At 71.9% G+C, this 17596-nt stretch carries 9 protein-coding genes; 7 read left to right on the top strand and 2 right to left on the bottom strand.

Translation table 11 applies throughout. The features are described 5' to 3' along the window. Window positions 1-167: 167 nt before the first annotated feature. Window positions 168-2192, bottom strand: coding sequence for a hypothetical protein (locus DPM19_RS14720; protein ID WP_325050237.1), 2025 nt, complete (start codon window positions 2190-2192; stop codon window positions 168-170). Window positions 2193-2298: 106 nt separating this feature from the next. Between DPM19_RS14720 and DPM19_RS14715 the strand changes: the two genes are divergently transcribed. The 5 genes from DPM19_RS14715 to DPM19_RS14695 all read left to right on the top strand — a co-directional run bounded on the left by DPM19_RS14715 (window position 2299) and on the right by DPM19_RS14695 (window position 11558). Continuing rightward, on the top strand, window positions 2299-3081 hold the full coding sequence (locus tag DPM19_RS14715) for a TIGR03089 family protein (protein ID WP_111867694.1): 783 nt from the start codon (window positions 2299-2301) through the stop codon (window positions 3079-3081). An 18-nt stretch (window positions 3082-3099) separates the two neighbouring features. Further along, window positions 3100-4518, top strand: a complete 1419-nt coding sequence (locus DPM19_RS14710; protein ID WP_111867691.1) for an LCP family protein — start codon at window positions 3100-3102, stop codon at window positions 4516-4518. A 220-nt stretch (window positions 4519-4738) separates the two neighbouring features. Continuing rightward, a complete protein-coding gene (locus DPM19_RS14705) occupies window positions 4739-5797 on the top strand; it encodes an acyltransferase family protein (RefSeq protein WP_111867688.1) in 1059 nt (352 codons plus the stop codon). Window positions 5798-5870: 73 nt separating this feature from the next. Further along, window positions 5871-8084, top strand: a complete 2214-nt coding sequence (locus tag DPM19_RS14700) for a bifunctional glycosyltransferase/CDP-glycerol:glycerophosphate glycerophosphotransferase (protein ID WP_111867685.1) — start codon at window positions 5871-5873, stop codon at window positions 8082-8084. A gap of 78 nt (window positions 8085-8162) precedes the next feature. Further along, complete coding sequence (locus DPM19_RS14695) at window positions 8163-11558, top strand: CDP-glycerol glycerophosphotransferase family protein (RefSeq protein WP_233510206.1); 3396 nt, start codon at window positions 8163-8165, stop codon at window positions 11556-11558. Window positions 11559-11583: 25 nt separating this feature from the next. Here DPM19_RS14695 and DPM19_RS14690 read toward each other — a convergent pair whose 3' ends face one another. Further along, window positions 11584-13554 (bottom strand): glycosyltransferase family 2 protein, encoded by a 1971-nt coding sequence (locus tag DPM19_RS14690; RefSeq protein ID WP_111867680.1) that lies wholly within the window; start codon window positions 13552-13554, stop codon window positions 11584-11586. Window positions 13555-13905: 351 nt separating this feature from the next. Here DPM19_RS14690 and DPM19_RS14685 point away from each other — a divergent pair, with 351 nt between their 5' ends. Together DPM19_RS14685 and DPM19_RS14680 are read left to right on the top strand one after the other, a co-directional pair. After that, window positions 13906-16986 carry a glycosyltransferase gene (locus tag DPM19_RS14685; RefSeq protein WP_158566793.1) on the top strand — a complete coding sequence of 1027 codons (3081 nt, stop codon included), beginning with the start codon at window positions 13906-13908 and terminating at the stop codon, window positions 16984-16986. After that, on the top strand, window positions 16983-17588 hold the full coding sequence (locus DPM19_RS14680) for an acyltransferase (RefSeq protein ID WP_111867675.1): 606 nt from the start codon (window positions 16983-16985) through the stop codon (window positions 17586-17588). Before DPM19_RS14685 ends, DPM19_RS14680 begins: the two co-directional genes overlap by 4 nt. Window positions 17589-17596 lie beyond the last annotated feature (8 nt).

The following is a 17596-nucleotide window of genomic DNA, read 5'->3' as shown; positions in this document are numbered from 1 at the left end:
TCGGCTTTCCTGCAATGCACAGGGCGTTCGCGGCCCGGCTCGCCCAGCAGGCGACTCATAACGCCCGAGATTCGGCAATGTGGTTCAGATCACACAGACCATACCCGGCCAGGGCGAACCGGCCCACCCGGATCCCGTCGTCAGGGGAGGCCGGATCCGCCCCCGGACTACCTGTCGGCGGGGTGGGTGAGCCAGACGTCGATGGACAGGGACCAGGTGGCGTTGGGCGGGGTGACGAGGGTCTTCTCGTCCTGGCGGGTGCGCAGCCTGATCGCGCGGTGCGGCGGGCCGTAGGGGGCCACGTCGGCCGCCTCGGCGCCGAGCAGGGCCGGGCGGCGGCCGGCGCGGTGGACGGCGGCGATGACCCGGCGGACGTCACCCCGGGAGGCGCCGTCGGCGCGGGCCGCGGGCAGCCCGCACATGCTGCGGACGACCTGGAGGAAGCGGTCGGCGGTGACCCGTTCGACGATCACGACCGAGCGGCCGGGGCCGATCTCCCGGCACAGGCCGCGGACGGCCGCGACCTCGCCCTGCTCGGTCCGGGCGAACGTCAGCAACGCCGAGGACACCGCGATCGGCACCAGCAGGAGCAGCACGGCCAGGCCGGCGGCGAGCCGCGGCCGCCCCCCTGGCCGGCGCCCGGCGCCCAGTCGCCGCAGCCGGGGCAGCGCCCAGGCCGTCGCCCAGATCGCGAACAGCAGCATCCCGGGGATGACGATCGACAGTAGCCGCCGGGAGGCCCACGGGTGGTCGGGGGTGATCCCCGGCCGCAGCAGCGTGGTCACCGTGGTCCAGCCGAACACTGCGAACGGCAGCGCCCATTCGGTGGACCGGCCCCGCAGCAGCCGCCGGCCGAGCAGCGCCGCGCCGAACGTCGCGGCCAGCAGACCGGGCACGCCGACGTACCAGGCCAGCCAGTAGAGGCTGTCCTCGGAGTACTGGCGGGTCCCGTCGACCGGCAGCCCGGTGAGTCCCTGGAGGTACTCGATGAACTCGGCGTTCAGCCGGTCGTCGGGGCTGTGCGGCACCCGCCGCACGGTCTCCAGGAAGGGGCGGAGCGCAAAGCCGATCATCACCAGCACGGTGCCCATGGCCGCCAGGTCGGGCAGCCGTCCCCCGGCGACCCGGTCTCCCAGCTCACCGAAGGCGTGGCGGCCGAACCCGGTGCGCAGCACCGCCGTCAGCACGGCGGTGCCCGCCACCACCACGGCCGCCAGCAGCAGCAGCGGGTGCAGCGAGCCGCTGAGGTGGTCGAGGTAGGGGCGGGACAGCGCGTACCCCGCGCCGATCCCGGTGCCCGCGCCCAGGACGAGCCCGGCGGCCAGCGGCGGCCCGAGCGTGCGGCGCAGCCCCAGCAGCAGCCCGGCGAACACCACCACCGGGAGCACGTCCCGGATGCCGTCGATCCGGACGAGCACGATCAGCCCGAGCGTCAGCCCGCCGAGGAACGCCTGGACCCGGCCGTCCCGTCGGCCGGCCCGGCCCGCGTCGTGCACCAGCGCCAGCCCGCCGAACAGCAGCACCATGGCGACGGCCTCGCTGTAGGTGGAGCGGGCCAGCCACTGCATCGGCAGCGTCAGCGCCAGCGCCAGGGCGCCCAGCGGCGCCCAGCGCGGCCCGACCAGCCGGGCGGTGAGCCCGCCGAAGGCCAGCACCCCGCAGGCGCCCAGCAGCGGCCCCATCGCCAGCAGCGCGTACGGCCCGCCGACCCAACTGCCCAGCGCGAGGACCAGCGGCAGGCCGGGCATGAACTGCGGCACCACCGCGGTGCCCACCTGGTAGAACGCCGGGCTGTTGAAGCGCAGCGCGGGGTCGTCGCCACCGAAGGCCGCGTGGTCCTGCGGGATGGGCAGTGACCCGTGGTCGGCCAGCCAGAGGGCGTACTGCACGTAGGACGCCGGATCGCGGCGCACGATGATCTGCTGCGAGACCATCGCGAGTTCGAGCGCCAGGAAGCCCAGGGCGACCGCGATCACCCCGCCGGTGCTCCACCAGGAGACGGGTTCGTCGCCGAGCCGGCGGGGCAGCGCCCGCAGCACGAGCACCGCGACCGGTACGAAGAGCACCAGGACCGGCCCGAGCGAGAAGGCCCCGATCATCAGCAGCGGCAGGGACACCGCCAGCCAGGCGACGACCAGCAGCGCCGGGGCCGCAGTCAGCCGCGCCAGCAGTCTCCCGGCGTTCATCGACATCGGAGCAGAGGGTAGCGCCCCGCGTGCACTGGATCGCAAGCTTCGGGACGAACGCTCCGGCCGGCGTCCCGCGTGCGCCGGTTCGCGAGGCTCTACCCTCGTCGGCATGGTTGATCGAGGCATCGCCGAACTGCTGCCCCGGCGGGTGGCCGCCGACCCGGCCCGGCCGCTGGTCACGTTCTATGACGACGCGACCGGCGAGCGGGTGGAACTGTCGGGCCGCACGTTCGACAACTGGGTGGCGAAGACCGCGAACTTCCTGGTGGACGGGCTGGACGTCCAGCCCGGCGGGCGGGTGGCGCTGGCCCTGCCGCCGCACTGGCAGACCGCGGTCTGGCTGTTCGCCTGCTGGGCGGCGGGGGTCGCGGTCGAGCTCGTCGAGCCGGGGGCCGTCCCGGCGGCGGACGTCCTGGCGGCGGCCGAGGGCGCGCTTCCGGACGCGCCCGGCGCCGAGGTCGTGGGGCTCTCGCTGCACGCGCTCGGGGCGCCGCTGCGCGACTGCCCGCCGGGGGTGGTCGACTACGCGGCGGAGGTGCGCGGTTACGGTGACAGGTTCGTTCCGCCGGTTCCGGCCGACCCGGCCGCTCCCGCCCTGATCGTGACGAACACCACATTCACGGGGGTGGCGCTCGCCGCCGAAGCCACCGAGATCGCGGGCCGGTACGGCCTTGACGCGCAGAGCAGGGTGTTCGTCGGCTTTCCGGCGACGACCCGCGAATGGGTGCTCTCTGGGCTGCTTGCACCAATCGCGGCGGGCGGTTCCGTCATAATTCAACGAAACCTCGACAATGGGGTGCTGGATCGACGTCTTTCCCTGGAGCATGTGAGCGCGGTGGCCGGAGTGACCGGATGGAATGATGCATCCGGATCGATACGTCGGCTGCTCTGACCTAAAGTCGCTGGAGCCATGAGCAGCAATCCGATGTACATGGAGTATGTCGACGACGCCGACGAGCCGGCACGTCGACAGGGCTGGCGCATCCTCGGCTGGGTGTCGATCGCGCTGTCCGCCGTGATGGTCGCCGGGAGTCTCGGCGCCTACGGCTTCTACCGGAAGCTGCAAGGCAACATCACCACCGAGGACGTCAACGCCCAGCTCGGCCCCAACCGGCCGAAGAAGCTGAACAGCGCGATGAACATCCTGATCCTGGGCTCCGACACCCGGGCCGGCTCCAACGCCCGGTACGGCCGCGGGCTGAAGAACGAGCCGCCCCGCGCCGACACCACGGTCCTCATGCACCTGTCGCCCGGCGGTTCCCAGGCCATCGGCATCAGCTTCCCCCGCGACCTGATGGTCCAGATCCCCGCCTGCCGGACCAAGAACGGCGGCTCGACCCAACCCCAGCTCGGCATGATCAACTCGGCGTTCACGCTGGGCGGTCCCGCCTGCACGATGAAGACGATCGAGCAGATGAGCAACATCAAGATCGACCACTTCGTGCAGGTCGACTTCTCCGGCTTCAAGAACGTGGTCAACGCGATCGGCGGCGTCGAGATCTGCCTGCCCAAGGACGTCAACGACCCGCAGGCCCACCTGGTCATGAAGAAGGGCCAGCACCTCGTCAAGGGCGAGCAGGCGCTGGCCTACGTCCGCGCCCGCAAGGGCCTGGGCGACGGCTCCGACCTGTCCCGGATCAAGCGCCAGCAGCAGTTCATGGGCTCGGTGGCGTCCAAGGCACTCAGCGGCGGCGTGCTCGCCAACCCGGGCAAGCTGGTCGCGCTGCTCAACGCGGCGACCAAGACGCTGACCACCGACGAGGAGCTCACCACCGGCACCATGCTCAAGATCGGGCAGGGCATGCAGGGGCTGAGCGCGGGCAAGCTCCGCTTCGTCACCGTCCCGTACGGGGCGTACGCGCCCGACCCCAACCGGGTGGCGCTGCGCCAGCCGGCCGCCGGCCAGCTGTTCGCCTCGGTCCGCAACGACAAGACCATCCAGGAAGAGCCCAAGCAGGCCAAGATCCCGGCCGCCCAGGTGCAGGTGCGCGTCTACAACGCCTCCGGGATCCAGGGCCAGGCGCAGCGGGTCTCCGACCAGCTCAAGGCGCAGGGCTTCCAGGTCATCAAGGTCGGCAACCTGCCCGGCGGCGTCTCGCGCCCGCAGACCCAGGTGCTGTACGGGCCCGGCGCCGACCAGCACTCGACCACCCTGGCCGGCCAGCTCAAGAGCAAGGTCGCTCCGGCCGCCGGCGGCGCCCAGGGCGCCCCCGGGGTCGTCGACCTGGTCATCGGCACCGATTGGAGCGGCCTCAAGCCCGCCCAGTCGGGCATTCCCCGCCAGCAGGGCGAAATCCGGGCGGACGGGAACATCTGCAAGGCCACCTAGCCGGCGACGCGGCCAGGTGCGCCGCGTCGAGCGTCACCGCGCTGTACGCTTACCTGCCACACGCCTTTGACCTGCCGGTCGGCACGCCGGAGCCGAAAAGACCGCCCGGCCGTTCACCTCATGTTCGATTCCCGGCAACCCACAGGTGATTTGCCGGTATCGTCCCCGAATGGGCCGAGCAGGTCTTGTCGCATACCGAGCCAGGTGAGCCCCCGGAGCCATGACAGAAACCCTCTCCCGCCAGATACCCGCCGCCCAGGAACGGGCCAAGGAACGCGATCCGTACTTCGACAACGTCAAGTTCCTGACGATCGTGCTGGTGGTGGTCGGGCACACCTGGGCCCAGCTCCGCGGCTACACCGCCGAACACGCGGCCTACATGGTCGTCTACGGCTTCCACATGCCGCTGTTCGTCTTCGTGGCGGGCTACTTCTCCCGCGGCTTCGCCCGCGACGCCGGGAAGTTCGGCAGCATGATCGCCACCGTGGTGGCGCCCTATGTCGTCTTCAGCCTGCTCTACCGCGCCGAGCTCTACTTCGTGAAGGGCGTGCACTTCAACGCGGGCGACTGGCTGGCCCCGCACTACCTGACCTGGTTCCTGGTCGCGCTGCTGTGCTGGCGGCTGACGGCGCCGATCTGGTCGCACCTGCGCTGGCCCGTCACCAGCGCGGTGGCGGTCGCGGTGCTGGTGAGCGGCTGGTACCTGACGGCGGACAGCACCGTCTCCCGGACGGTCTCCCTGCTGCCGTTCTTCGTGCTCGGCCTCACCCTGGCGCCCGAGCGGTTCGAGCGGCTGCGCGGCCGGCTGCACTGGTGGCTGGGCGCGCCGGTGCTGCTCGCCGCGTTCGCCGCGTTCTACCTCTGGTCGGCCGGTGACTTCGCCAAGAGCCTGGTGCCCAGGCTGCTCTACTGGAACGAGGGCTACGAGGACATGAACCTCGCCCTGCCGGTGGGCGTGGCCGGGCGGCTGGCCGCCTACGCGCTGGCCGTCGTCCTCGGGCTGGCGTTCCTGGCCGTGGTGCCGCGGACCCGTACCTGGTTCACCGAACTGGGCACGCGGACCATGTACGTCTTCCTGCTCCACGGACTTGTGATCAAACTGTTCGACTACACGGGGTTGCTCGACGAACCCGCGGTGCAGTCGCTCGCCGGCCAGATACTGTGCACCCTCGCGTCCATCGCACTCGCCGTGGTGCTGGCCACCCGGCCGGTGACGCGCGCCACCCGGTGGGCCGTCGAACCGCCGGTCCGGTGGCTGATCCGGACACCGGCGAGATGATCGAGCTTCCCGGCAGGCCGCTTACGCCCAGGTACAATCCCAACACAAACCAGCAGATCGAATGGTCTAATCAATGAGCGCGGACACCGAAATCTCACTGAGCGTCATTGTTCCTGTGCACAAGGTGCAGGGCTATGTCCGCCAGTGTCTCGAATCCATTCTTGACCCCGAATGCCCAAATTTGGAGGTCATTGCGGTGAACGATTGTTCACCGGATGGTTGCGGGCAGATTCTCGACGAGTTCGCGGAGCGCGACCCGCGGGTGCGGGTCCGGCACCTGGAGCAGAACGTCGGCCTGGGCGAGGCCCGCAATATCGGGCTCGACATGGCCACCGGCGAGTACGTCTGGTTCTTCGACAGCGACGACTACGCCACCGAGGGGGCCGTCCGGTCGATCTTCCACCGGCTGGCGGAGACCCGGCCCGACGTCCTGATCTTCGACTACGCGCGCGGCTACTGGCACGGCAAGGTCCAGCGCAGCGTCATCAACGACCTGTTCCGGGAGCCCCCGGCGCCCGACGTCTTCACGCTCGACGAGCGTCCCAGCGTCCTCCAGCTGATGATGACGGCCTGGAACAAGGCGATCCGCCGGGAGTTCCTGCTCGACCTGAACCTGCGCTTCAGCGGCGGCTACTACGAGGACATCAACGTCACCTACCCGATCCTCATGGCCGCCGACCGGCTGAGCCTGCTGGACCGGGTGTGCTACGTCTACCGGCAGCGGCGGCGCGGCGCGATCACCAAGACCGCGGGCGCCAAGCACTTCGACGCCTTCAGGCAGTACGAGCGCATCTTCGCCTTCATGGACGCGCAGGGGCCGAAGGCCGACAAGTTCCGCCCGCTCATGTTCGACCGGACGATCTGGCATCTGATGGTCATCCTGAACAGCCGCGACCGGCTGCACCCCGACGACAAGCGCCGCTTCTTCGCCGGGCTGGCCGACATCTACCACCAGTACCGGCCCGCCGGGCACGCCATGCCCGAGGACAAGTCGCTGGCCACGAAGTACCGGCTGATCGAGAAGAACGACTACCGGACGTACCGCACCCTCAAGTCCGTCGGCGAGACCCGGGCCAGGGCCCGCACCCGGGCGCGGAAGGTCAAGAAGCGCACCCGGTCCGCGCTCTCCCTGGGCAACGGCAAGGCCAAGGGTCTGTACTACCGGGCCCAGCGGCGGCTGCCGATCGACGAGAACCTGGCCGTCTACGCCGCCTACTGGTACCGCGGGTACGCCTGCAACCCCGCCGCCATCTACGAGCGGGCCCGGGAACTGGCCCCGCAGATCCGCGGCGTGTGGGTGGTCAAGCCCGACGCCGTCAAGTCACTCCCCCCGGGAGTGGAGCACGTGGTCGCGGGCAGCCCCGAGTACCTGCGCCTGATCGCCCGGGCCAAGTACTTCGTCAACAACGTGAACTACCCCGACGACCTGGTCAAGCGCCCGGGCCAAGTGCACGTGATGACCCAGCACGGCACCCCGCTCAAGAAGATGGGCCTCGACCAGATGGACTTCCCGGTCGGCGCCAACAACATGGACTTCCGGGCGCTGATCACCCGGTCCGACCGGTGGAACTTCCTGCTGTCGTCGAACCCGCTGTCCACCGAGGCCTGGGACCGCGGCTTCCCCTGCCGCTACGAGATGCTCGAAACCGGCTACCCGCGCAACGACCGCCTCGTCACCGCCACCGCGGAGGACCGGCTCCGGTTGCGCGCCGAACTCGGCGTCCCCGAGGGCAAGAAGGCGATCCTCTACGCGCCGACGCACCGCGACTACCAGCGCGGCTACTCGCCGATGTTCGACATCGGGCGGTTCATGCGCGAGCTCGGCCCCGACTACGTGCTGCTGCTCCGCGCCCACTACTTCTACAAGGCCGAGGACTACACGACCACCGGCGGCCGGGCCTCCGGCGAGGTGATCGACGTGTCCGGGCACCCATCGGTCGAGGACCTGGCGATCGCCTCCGACGCCCTGCTCACCGACTACTCGTCGATCATGTTCGACTACGCGAACCTCGATCGGCCCATCGTCATCTACGCCAACGACTGGGACACCTACCGCCGCACCCGCGGCGTCAACTTCGACCTGATGGCCACCCCGCCCGGGGTGGTCGCCAGGACCGAGGACGAGCTGGTGGACACGTTCCGGGCCGGCACCGCCTGGGACGACCCGGCCGCCAAGGCTCGGGCCGACTTCCGGGCCCGGTTCTGTCCCTGGGACGACGGGCACGCCGCCGAACGCGCGGTGCGCCGGATCTTCCTCGGCGAGAAAGTGCCCAACCCGCCGCGCTGACACGACGGCGCACGGTGGCTCTCCCCCGAGATCGACACGGCGTCGATCGCCACCACCACATTGAGGAGCAGAACCTTGGTGCCTCACCAGATCAGCGTCGTCGTGCTCGCCCACGGGGCGAAGAACGCGCTCGGCGAGACGCTGGAGTCGCTCGCGGCCCAGACCCACGAGCGGCTCGAGGTACTGGTCATCGACGACGGGACCGGTACGGCGGGCACGACCGGGTTGCCCGACGAGCGCTTCCGGCTGATCCGCCAGGGCGCCCCCAGCCGGGGCGCGGGCCGCAACCTGGGCGCCGCCGCGGCCGAGGGCGAGTACCTGGCCTTCGTCGACGGCGGGGACACGCTGCCCCCCGACGCGCTGGAAGTGCTGCACGCCGGGCTGGTCGCGACCGGTTCCGACCTGGCGACCGGCCAGATCCTGATGACGTCCGAGCGGGGCATGTCCGTGCCGCGGACGCTCAAGGAGACGTTCGCCGAGCCCAGGCCGCGTACCGACGTCCGGCGGCACCCGGACCTGTTGCAAGACCGGCTGATCGTCAACAAGCTGTTCCGGCGGTCCTTCTGGGACCGGCACCGGCTGGAGTTCCCCGACCTCAGCCGGTACGAGGACCTCGCGGTGGTGATCCCCGCCCTCCACCTGGCCGACTCCGTCGACGTGCTGACCGAGACGGTGACGTACCTGTCCCGCCCGTTCTGGCCCGAGCGCACCACCGAGCCGCAGGAGATCGCCGACGGGTTCGCCGCCGTGGCCTCGGTCGCCGAGCGGCTCGACGGCGTCTGGTCCCGCAAGGACCTGCACGGCTTCCAGCTCTCCGTGCTCAAGCGGGAGCTGCGGGTCTTCATCGACGGGCTGCCCGACGCGTCCGACGAGGAGCGCCTGCAGATCGTCGAGCAGGCCGCCGCCTACACCGGGGAGATCGAGGACGGCGTGTTCGCCGAGCTGTCGGCGCTCAACCGGCTGAAGTGGCACCTGGCGAGCCGGCGGCTGAAGAACGAGCTGGTCAAGGTGGTCCGCTTCGAGCGGGGCAAGACCTCGCCCGCGATCGTCCGCGACCCGGTCCGGCGCTACGTCGTCTACCCGTACTGGAAGGACGAGAAGCTGGCCGTCCCCCGGTCGGTCTACCGGGCCCGCGACGAGGTGGCGTTGCGCGGCCAGGTGCACGAGGTGGCCTGGCGCGACGGCAAGATGACGGTCACCGGCGAGGCGTACATCAACTCGGTGAGCATGCGCCGCCGCTGGACGTCGGTCAAGGGCGTCGCGCTGCGGTCCGGGAAGCGCCGTGTGCCGGTGCGCGCCCGGCAGACCCCCAAGCCGGGCAAGTCGTCGGGGCCGTGGACCGGTTTCGAGTTCACCCTGGACCCGCGCCGGCTACAGCAGCGGGGCCGGTGGGTCGACGGCCGGTGGGACGTGCGGGCCGCGGTGTTCAACGCGGGCGTCTACCGCTCGGCCAAACTGCGCGGCGGCAAGGCCGGCACCGGCGCCCACCCGCCGTACCACTACGTCACCGACGACGTGCGGATCGTTCCGGTGGTCGTCGACGAGCGGCTGTACGTCGACGTCGAGACCGTGCGCGTCCGGGCCACCGGGCTGCGCTGGTCCGACGACGGCCTGGAGATCGCGGGGACCGGCGCCGAGGGCGTGCCCGAGGTGGTCCTGACCTGGCGCGGGCTGCGTGTCCCGGCCGAGGTCGCCGCCGGTGAGGGCGGCGCGTTCACCGCCCGGGTCGGGGTCGCCGCGCTGCACGCCGGCGAGTTCGGCCCCGACTCCGTGGACGACACCCGGAACTGGAAGGTGCTGCTCGGCGACCGCCCGCTGGTCCTGGCCGAGGAGGTGGCCGACGCCCACCGGCTGGTCGGCTCGCAGCAGCTGGTGGCGGGCCGGGACGCCTCGGGGTACGTGCGCGTCCAGTTGCAGACCGCGCGGCTGGCGGTCGCCTCCTGCGAGTGGCGCGCGGACGGCACCCTCGCGCTGACCGGCACCCACCCCTCCTACGCCGCCGGTGAGATCGTGCTGCGCAGCAAGGGCCGCCGCAAGGAGCACGCGTTCACCATGGTCGCCGACGGCGGGACGCTGCGCGCCGAGGTGCCGGCGGCCGCGGTGGCGTCCCCGGCCGGTGTGCTGCCGCTGCGGCAGGGCCGCTGGGACGTGCTGTTCCGGCCCACCGGCACGGACGGGCCCGCGCGGGCCCTCGCGGTCAGGCTGGAGAAGTCCGCCGCCACCGGCACCTCCGTGGAGGTGGCGCTGCGCGGCTACTTCGTGGAGGACAACGACGGCCGGCTCGTCGTCCGGGCCACCAACAACCTCCGGCCGGAGGAGCGCGGCGCGGGCACCAAGATGCGCGACGAGGCCCGCCGCCGGGCGGCCAAGGACGGCCTGCGGGACACGGTGCTGTACTCCTGCTTCAACGGCCGGCAGTACTCCGACAGCCCCAAGGCGATCCACGAGGAACTGCTGCGCCGCGGCACCGGCCTCGAACACCTCTGGGTGGTCAACGACGCCCAGACGCAACTGCCCGACACGCTGCAGGAGGTCCGGCTGAACGGGCAGGAGTGGCACGAGGCGCTGGCCTCGTCCCGCTACATCGTGACCAACCACCGGCTGGGCGACTGGTTCCAGCGGCATCCCGACCAGGTGGTGTTGCAGACCTGGCACGGCACCCCGCTGAAGAAGATCGGCCGGGACATGAAGGAGATCCACTTCGCCTACGCGCCGGGGCTGAAGAAGGCGCTCCAGTCGAACGGCCCCAAGACCCCGCAGTTGCCGGAGTGGACGCACCTGCTGTCACCCAACCCCTTCAGCACCGAGATCTTCCGCCGGGCGTTCGGCTTCAAGGGCGAGATCATCGAGGCCGGGTACCCGCGCAACGACCTGCTCTACAGCCCGGACGCCGAGCAGGCCGCCGCCCAGGTGCGGGCGCGGCTGGGCCTGCCGGCCGGCAAGAAGGTGGTGCTGTACGCGCCGACCTGGCGCGACGACCAGTACTACAGCCGGGGCCGCTACAAGTTCGACATGCGGCTCGACCTGGCCCGCGCCAAGGACGCGCTGGGCGACGACCACGTGCTGCTGATCCGGCTGCACTCCAACGTCGTCGACGGGGTGGCCGAGGACGGCAACGGCTTCGTGTACGACGTGTCGCTGTACCCGGACATCACCGAGCTGTACCTGATCGCCGACATGATGATCACTGACTACTCGTCGGTGATGTTCGACTACGCCAACACGCGCCGGCCGATGCTGTTCTTCACCTACGACCTGCCCGACTACCGCGACCGGCTGCGGGGCTTCTACTTCGACTTCGAGAACGAGTCCCCGGGCCCGCTGGTGGAGACCTCCGACGACCTGATCGAGGCGATCCGGGCGGGCGGCGGCTCCGGCTACGAAGACAGGTACGCCGCCTTCGTCGAGCGGTTCTGCCCGCTCGACGACGGCAAGGCCTCCGCCCGCGTGGTCGACCAGGTGTTCCCCGGCTGATCGCCCGTCCGGTTGCGCGGCCGGCTCAGCGGGCGCGCAACCGGGCGGTGGCGCCGCGCAGCCGGGTGCCGGCGACGGCGCCGAGGGTGCGCTCGACGACCCGTACCGAGAGGTCGCCCCGGTCGGTGCGGTAGGGGGTCGCCCGCCAGGAGGCCAGCGGGCCGCGGCGGGTGCTCTCCGGCAGGGCCGGCCCCTCGGGTGCCCGGATCCGCTCGCGGAGGGTGACGCCCGCGGCCGAGGTCAGTTCGAGGGTCAGGTCCCAGCGCCCGTCCCGCCGGCCGGTCACGTCGAGTTCCGCGACCAGGTCGAGCCCGTCGATCGTCACGGTGGCGGGGAGGGTTTCCGCCGTGCCGCGCCGCCGCACCCGGACGGTGGCCGTCGGCGCCTTCCCGTCCGGTACGAGCCCGGTCACCCGGCCGCGCACCCGCAGCAGGGTGCGGGCCGGCCAGTCCACCTCCCGCACGTCGAGCAGCGACGTCCCGGCGTCCCGCTCGACCTGCAGGGTGAGGTTCTCGTACCAGTCCGTCAGGTAGGGCCGCAGATGAAGGTCGGCGAACCCGCTCTCCGGCACCGGCCGCGAGTCCGGCAGGGTGAACCCGTCAGGGCGTTCCCCGCCCACCCGGACCTCGGTCTCGAAGCCCTCGGCCGACAGCAGCAGCCGCAGGTCCCAGTGCCCCTCAGCCAGCGGGCCGCCCGATCCCGCGCCGGCCGGATCGACTTCGGCGGCGTAACCGTCCGGACCCGACCGGACCGGTAGCCGGTGCTCGTCGTCGGAGCCCCGGCGGCGCAGCGACAGCGTGAGCGACTGGCGGTCGATGGAGACGCCGCCGAGGCGGGCCGTGCCGGTCAGGTGCAGCCGGCCCGCCCGCCATTCCACCCGGTCCAGCCCGCGGTCGATCGGCGGGGCGGCGGTGACCTCGTACATCTCGTCGGGGATTCCCGCCGCCGGGTCGCGGAACCGCGGGTGGGCCGCGTACAGCCGTCCCTGCTCCACCACCAGCGGCACCTCCCCGTCCGGCCCGCCCTGGCGGACGAACTCGTCGAGCAGGTCAGGGCGATCGTGGATCAGCGCGTACGCGATCAGCCGGCGGAGTACCGGTGTCCCGGCCATGATGCCCGGCGTGAACCACTCGGTCAGCAACGCCCGTGCCCCCGCCCGCTCGACTTCCTGCTCGGCCGGGGACATCGTCTGGTAGCGCGTCTGGAACCGGGGCAGGATCTCGTTGCGGAAGTGGCGGTTCATCATCCGGTCGCGGACGGGTCCGGCCTCGACCTGATCGGCCGCGTAGCGCATCATCTCGGTCATGGCGCCGTAGAAGGCCGGGCCGTCGGCGCCGCCCTGCTGGAGGACGCTGGTGCCGTCCTCCCGGTCGACCCAGTAGTAGCAGTCGTAGTCGCCGAGCACCGAGATGCCGTCGGCCGCGAAGTAGGCGCGGGCGGCGAAGATCAGATCTTCGTGTGACAGCAGCCCCTGGGCGAAGCGCAGCCCGATCCGCTCGATCATCGACCGGCGATAGAGCTTGAGCACCGACAGGGTGTTGTAAACGCCGGGGTCGGCGTCCAGCACGGTGGTTCGCGGCACATTGCGGCGGAACATCCACCGGGCCACTCCCCGATTGACGCCGACGTACTTCCCGATCACGATGTCGGTGCCGTTCTCGTCGGCCATGGCGCACATTCGTTCCAGCGCCTCGGCGCCGAGATAGTCGTCGGCGTCCAGGAAGAGCAGGTACTCGCCGCGGGCCAGGTCGATCCCGGCGTTGCGCGGCGCGCCCGGCCCGCCTGAATTGGGTTGGTGCACCACCCGGAGCCGCGGCTCGCCGGCGGCGAGCTCGTCGAGCAGTTCCCCGCTGCCGTCGGTCGATCCGTCATCGACCGCAACGACCTCTATCCGGTCCATTCCGAGCGACTGCTGGAATACCGAGGACAGTGCTCGTTCCAGGGACGGCCGGCAGTTGTACACCGGGATGATGACGCTGACCTTCGGGTAATCCATGCTTGCCCTTGAATTTCACTTCACGATAACGCCGCGTCATTCCTACCACGGCGACGGAAATAGCCGATCCGATTTACCGACAACGAATCGGCAGCACACTGAATACGGCCGGCCACAATGCGTGGAAGGCCACGGCACCGGGCACCGGCGGGGGGCGGCCCGAATACGCTCCGCCTCATCGTACGCGGCCGTTTTCCCTGCATACGACGGGCCCCGACGTACGGCGGACACCCGCCCGTCGGGTTCCGTACGCCCCCGGTCACCTCGGCGTTTACCATGTGGGCGGGCTTTCCAGGTTTCCCAGAACCCGCCAGATCCGGGGTTCGACCCGCCGGCCAGATCAGGAGCGAGATGTCCCCACCGAAGGTCAGCGTCATCGTCCCGGTGTACAACTGCCGGGCCACTCTCGAACGCACACTTCGCTCCGCGTTCGAACAGTCACCCGACGTTGATCGAATAGAAATCATCGCGGTGGACGACGGGTCGACCGACGGCGGCGGGGAACTGCTCGACAAGCTCGCCGCCGGCGAGCCGCGGCTCCGGGTGGTGCACCAGCCCAATTCGGGGGGTCCGGGTGCACCGCGCAACGCCGGGATCGACCTGGCCCGCGGCGAGTACCTGTTCTTCCTGGACGCCGACGACTGGCTGGCCCCGGGGGCGCTGGCCCGGATGTGCGCCATGGCCGACGAGAACGGCACCGACATCGTGCTGGGAAAGCTGGTCGGCGTCGGCGGCCGGAACGTCCCCGCGGAGCTGTTCCGGGAGAGCGCCGCCCGCACCTCGGTGCTCGCCCCCGGATCCCGGCTCTACCAGACGATGCCGCTGGCCGCGCTCCAGTTGTTCCGCCGGTCGATGGTGGAGCAGGCCGGGCTGCGGTTCGGAGCGGGGCTGCGGTCACACGAGGACCAGCGCTTCGTGGTGGGGGCGTACCTGCATGCCAGCCTGCGGTCCGGCGGCATCTCGGTGCTCGCCGACCACGACTGCTACTACTGGTCCGAACGCGAGGACGGCACCAGCGTCCTCCAGCAGGGCGGCGCCGGCGCCGAGGACGTGTACCGCACGGTGGCGGACGTGATGGAACTGGTCGCCGACCAGGTCGAGCCGGGTCCGGACCGTGACGGCCTGCTCCACCGCCACCTGCGCATCGACGTCTTCGGCCGGATCCAGCGGCGCTACCTCGACCTGCCCGACGACGAGCGGCGCCGGACGCGGGAGGGCGCCCGGCGGCTGCTCGACGCCTGGCTCACCCCCCGGATCGCGGCCTGGCTCCCGCCGCACTGGCGGCTGATCGCGCACTGCCTGCAGCACGACCGCACCGATCCGCTGGCGGACATCCTCGCCGCGCACCGGGCCGGGCGGCCCCCCGAGGAACGCGACGGCGACCGGATCTTCCTGCGCTACCCGCACTTCCGGGACCCCGCCGTCGCGATCCCCGACGAGTGCTACGAGGTTGTCCGCGAGATCCCGCTCGGCGTGTTGGTCGACGAGGTCTCCTGGGCCGCGCGGGGACGGCTGGCGATCCGCGGGCACGTCCCGGTGCGGCTCCCGCCCGGGGCCCGGCCCCAGGTCTCGGTCCGGCTGCGGCTGCGCGAACCGCGGGAGGACGTCCTGGCCACGGTGACGCTCGACCGGCAGGACGACCGGATCACCCTGGTCGCGGAGTGCGACCTGAGCGATCTGCGGCCCGGCCGCTGGGACCTCTTCGCCGAGGTCGCCGCCGGCCGGCCCGCGTCCCGGACCCGGATCCCGGCCCCCGAGGGGCTCGCGCTGCCGGACCGGGCGGCGACCTCCCGGCTCCGCCGGGCGCTCCCCTACCGGACGGTCAAGGGCGGGCTCTCCGTGCACGTCACCGAGCCGGTCATCGCCCGCCGGGCGCTCCGCCCGGCCCGTGCGGCCCGCCGGGTCCTGGGGCGGGGACTCGCCGGCTCGGCCCGCGGCGCCGCCGCCCTGGCCGCCGGGCGCCCCGCACTGGCCGCCCGCCTGGTCAGGGAACGCAGGCTGCGGGCGGACCTGCTGGGCGCGGCCGCGGACCGCGACCTGGCCGACGGCCGGCGGCCCCGCGACCCGGTGGCCGCCTACGCCGCCGAGCTCGCCTGCGCCGACGCGAGCCTGCGGGCCGGCGAGCCCGGAGCCGCCGCCGCGTCCTTCCTCCGGGCGACCGAACTCGCCTTCCACCGGGTCCTGCACATCGACCGGCTGGACTCCCCGCTGGACGCCGCGCCCGAGAAGTACACCGGGCCGCTGCTGCGCAGCGCCGTGGGCCGGGCCCTGGCCGCTCCGCGCGGCAGGAGCGCCCCGCCCGCACCGCCACCCGGGGACGGCCGGCCGCTGCGGCTGCTGGTCGTCACCCGGGCCAACGCCAACTTCCTCGGCGAGATCAGGGATCGCTACGGGGACCACCCGGGCGTCGAGTTCCGCTTCCTCGACCTCGCCGAGGACCCCGTGCTCGCCCCGCTGGCCAAGGGCCTGCGGCGGATGGTGGAGTTCGCGCTGGGCGGGCAGCCCGGATACGGGCGCCGGCTGGAGGAGGCCCTCCGCCCGTACCTCGACTGGGCCGACACCGTGTTCGTCGAGTGGTGCACGGCCTCCGCGGCGCTGTTCACGCTGGTCGATCCGGGCGCCACCCGGGTGGTGGTCCGGCTGCACAAGTTCGAGGCGTACACCCACTGGCCGCATCTGGTGGACTTCTCCCGGGTCGACGACCTGGTGTTCGTCTCCGAGCCGATGCGCGACCTCGCGGCGGCGGTGCTCCCGCGGCTCCGCGGCGCGGACGCCCCCCGCGTCCACGTCGTCCCCAACGCCATGGACCTGCGTACCTTCCACCGGCCCAAGCGGCCCGAGGCGCGGTTCACGCTGGGGCTGGTGGGTCTCGGGCAGGTCGCCAAGGACCCGCGGTGGGCGCTGGACGTGCTCCGGGCGCTGCGCGCCCACGACCCGCGTTACCGGCTGCTGGTGGTGGGCGGTGACCTCCGGCCCACGGGCACCGCGGCCGCGGCGCGCTACCTCGATCTGCTGCAGCGCGACTTCGCGGAGCTGGAACCGGACGGGGCGGTGCGCCGGCTCGGCCACCGCGACGACATGCCCGCGGTGATGACCGAGATCGGCGTCATCCTGAGCGGTTCGGTCCGCGAGAGCTTCCACTGTGTGGTCGCGGAGGGCGCGGCGAGCGGCGCCGTCCCCGTGGTGCGAGACTGGCCCTGCTTCGCCGGCCGGCCGCGCGGCGCGCGTGCGATCTTCCCCGCCGAGTGGGTCGTCGGCACCCCGCGGGAGGCGGTCGACCGCATCCTCGCCCTGACCGCGGACGAGGATGTCTGGGCGGCGGCCGGAGCGGCCGCGGCCGAGCACGCGCTGTGCACCTGGGACTGGACGGTCGTTCAGCACGAGTTCGACCGGTTGCTGCTGGGCGACCGGATCGTCGAGAGGATTCCATGAGCTATCGGGTCATGCCCACCGCGCAGGTCGACGAGACCGCGAAGATCGGGGCGGGCAGCACCGTGTGGGAGCTGGCGCAGATCCGGGAGAACGCCCGGCTGGGCACGGGTTGCGTGGTGGGCCGGGGCGCCTACGTGGGCGCCGGGGTGCTGATCGGCGACAACGTCAAGCTGCAGAACCACGCGCTGGTCTACGAGCCGGCCGAACTGGGCGACGGGGTCTTCGTCGGCCCGGCGGTGGTGCTGACCAACGACCGCAACCCCCGGTCGGTGGACCCGGAGGGCCGGTTGAAGCGGGGCGGCGACTGGGAGGCCGTCGGGGTGACGGTGGCCGAGGGCGCGTCGCTGGGCGCCCGCTCGGTGTGCGTGGCCCCGATCCGGATCGGCCGGTGGGCCATGGTCGCCGCGGGCGCGGTGGTGACCCGGGACGTGCCCGACTTCGCCCTGGTGGTCGGGGTGCCCGCACGGCAGATCGGCTGGGTGGGCCGGGCCGGCGCCCGCCTGGTCGAGCGCGACGGCGGCGCGTGGGAGTGCCCGGAGACCGGTGCCCGCTACACCGAGCGGCCGTCCCCCTCCGGCGGGACGGAACTGGTCGAGGCATGATCGTGGGC

It is taken from the genome of Actinomadura craniellae (assembly GCF_003289645.1).
GTDB classification, from domain to species: domain Bacteria; phylum Actinomycetota; class Actinomycetes; order Streptosporangiales; family Streptosporangiaceae; genus Actinomadura_D; species Actinomadura_D craniellae.
The sequence above is the reverse complement of the archived record's forward strand: the minus strand, read 5'-3'. Positions and strand labels throughout refer to the sequence as shown.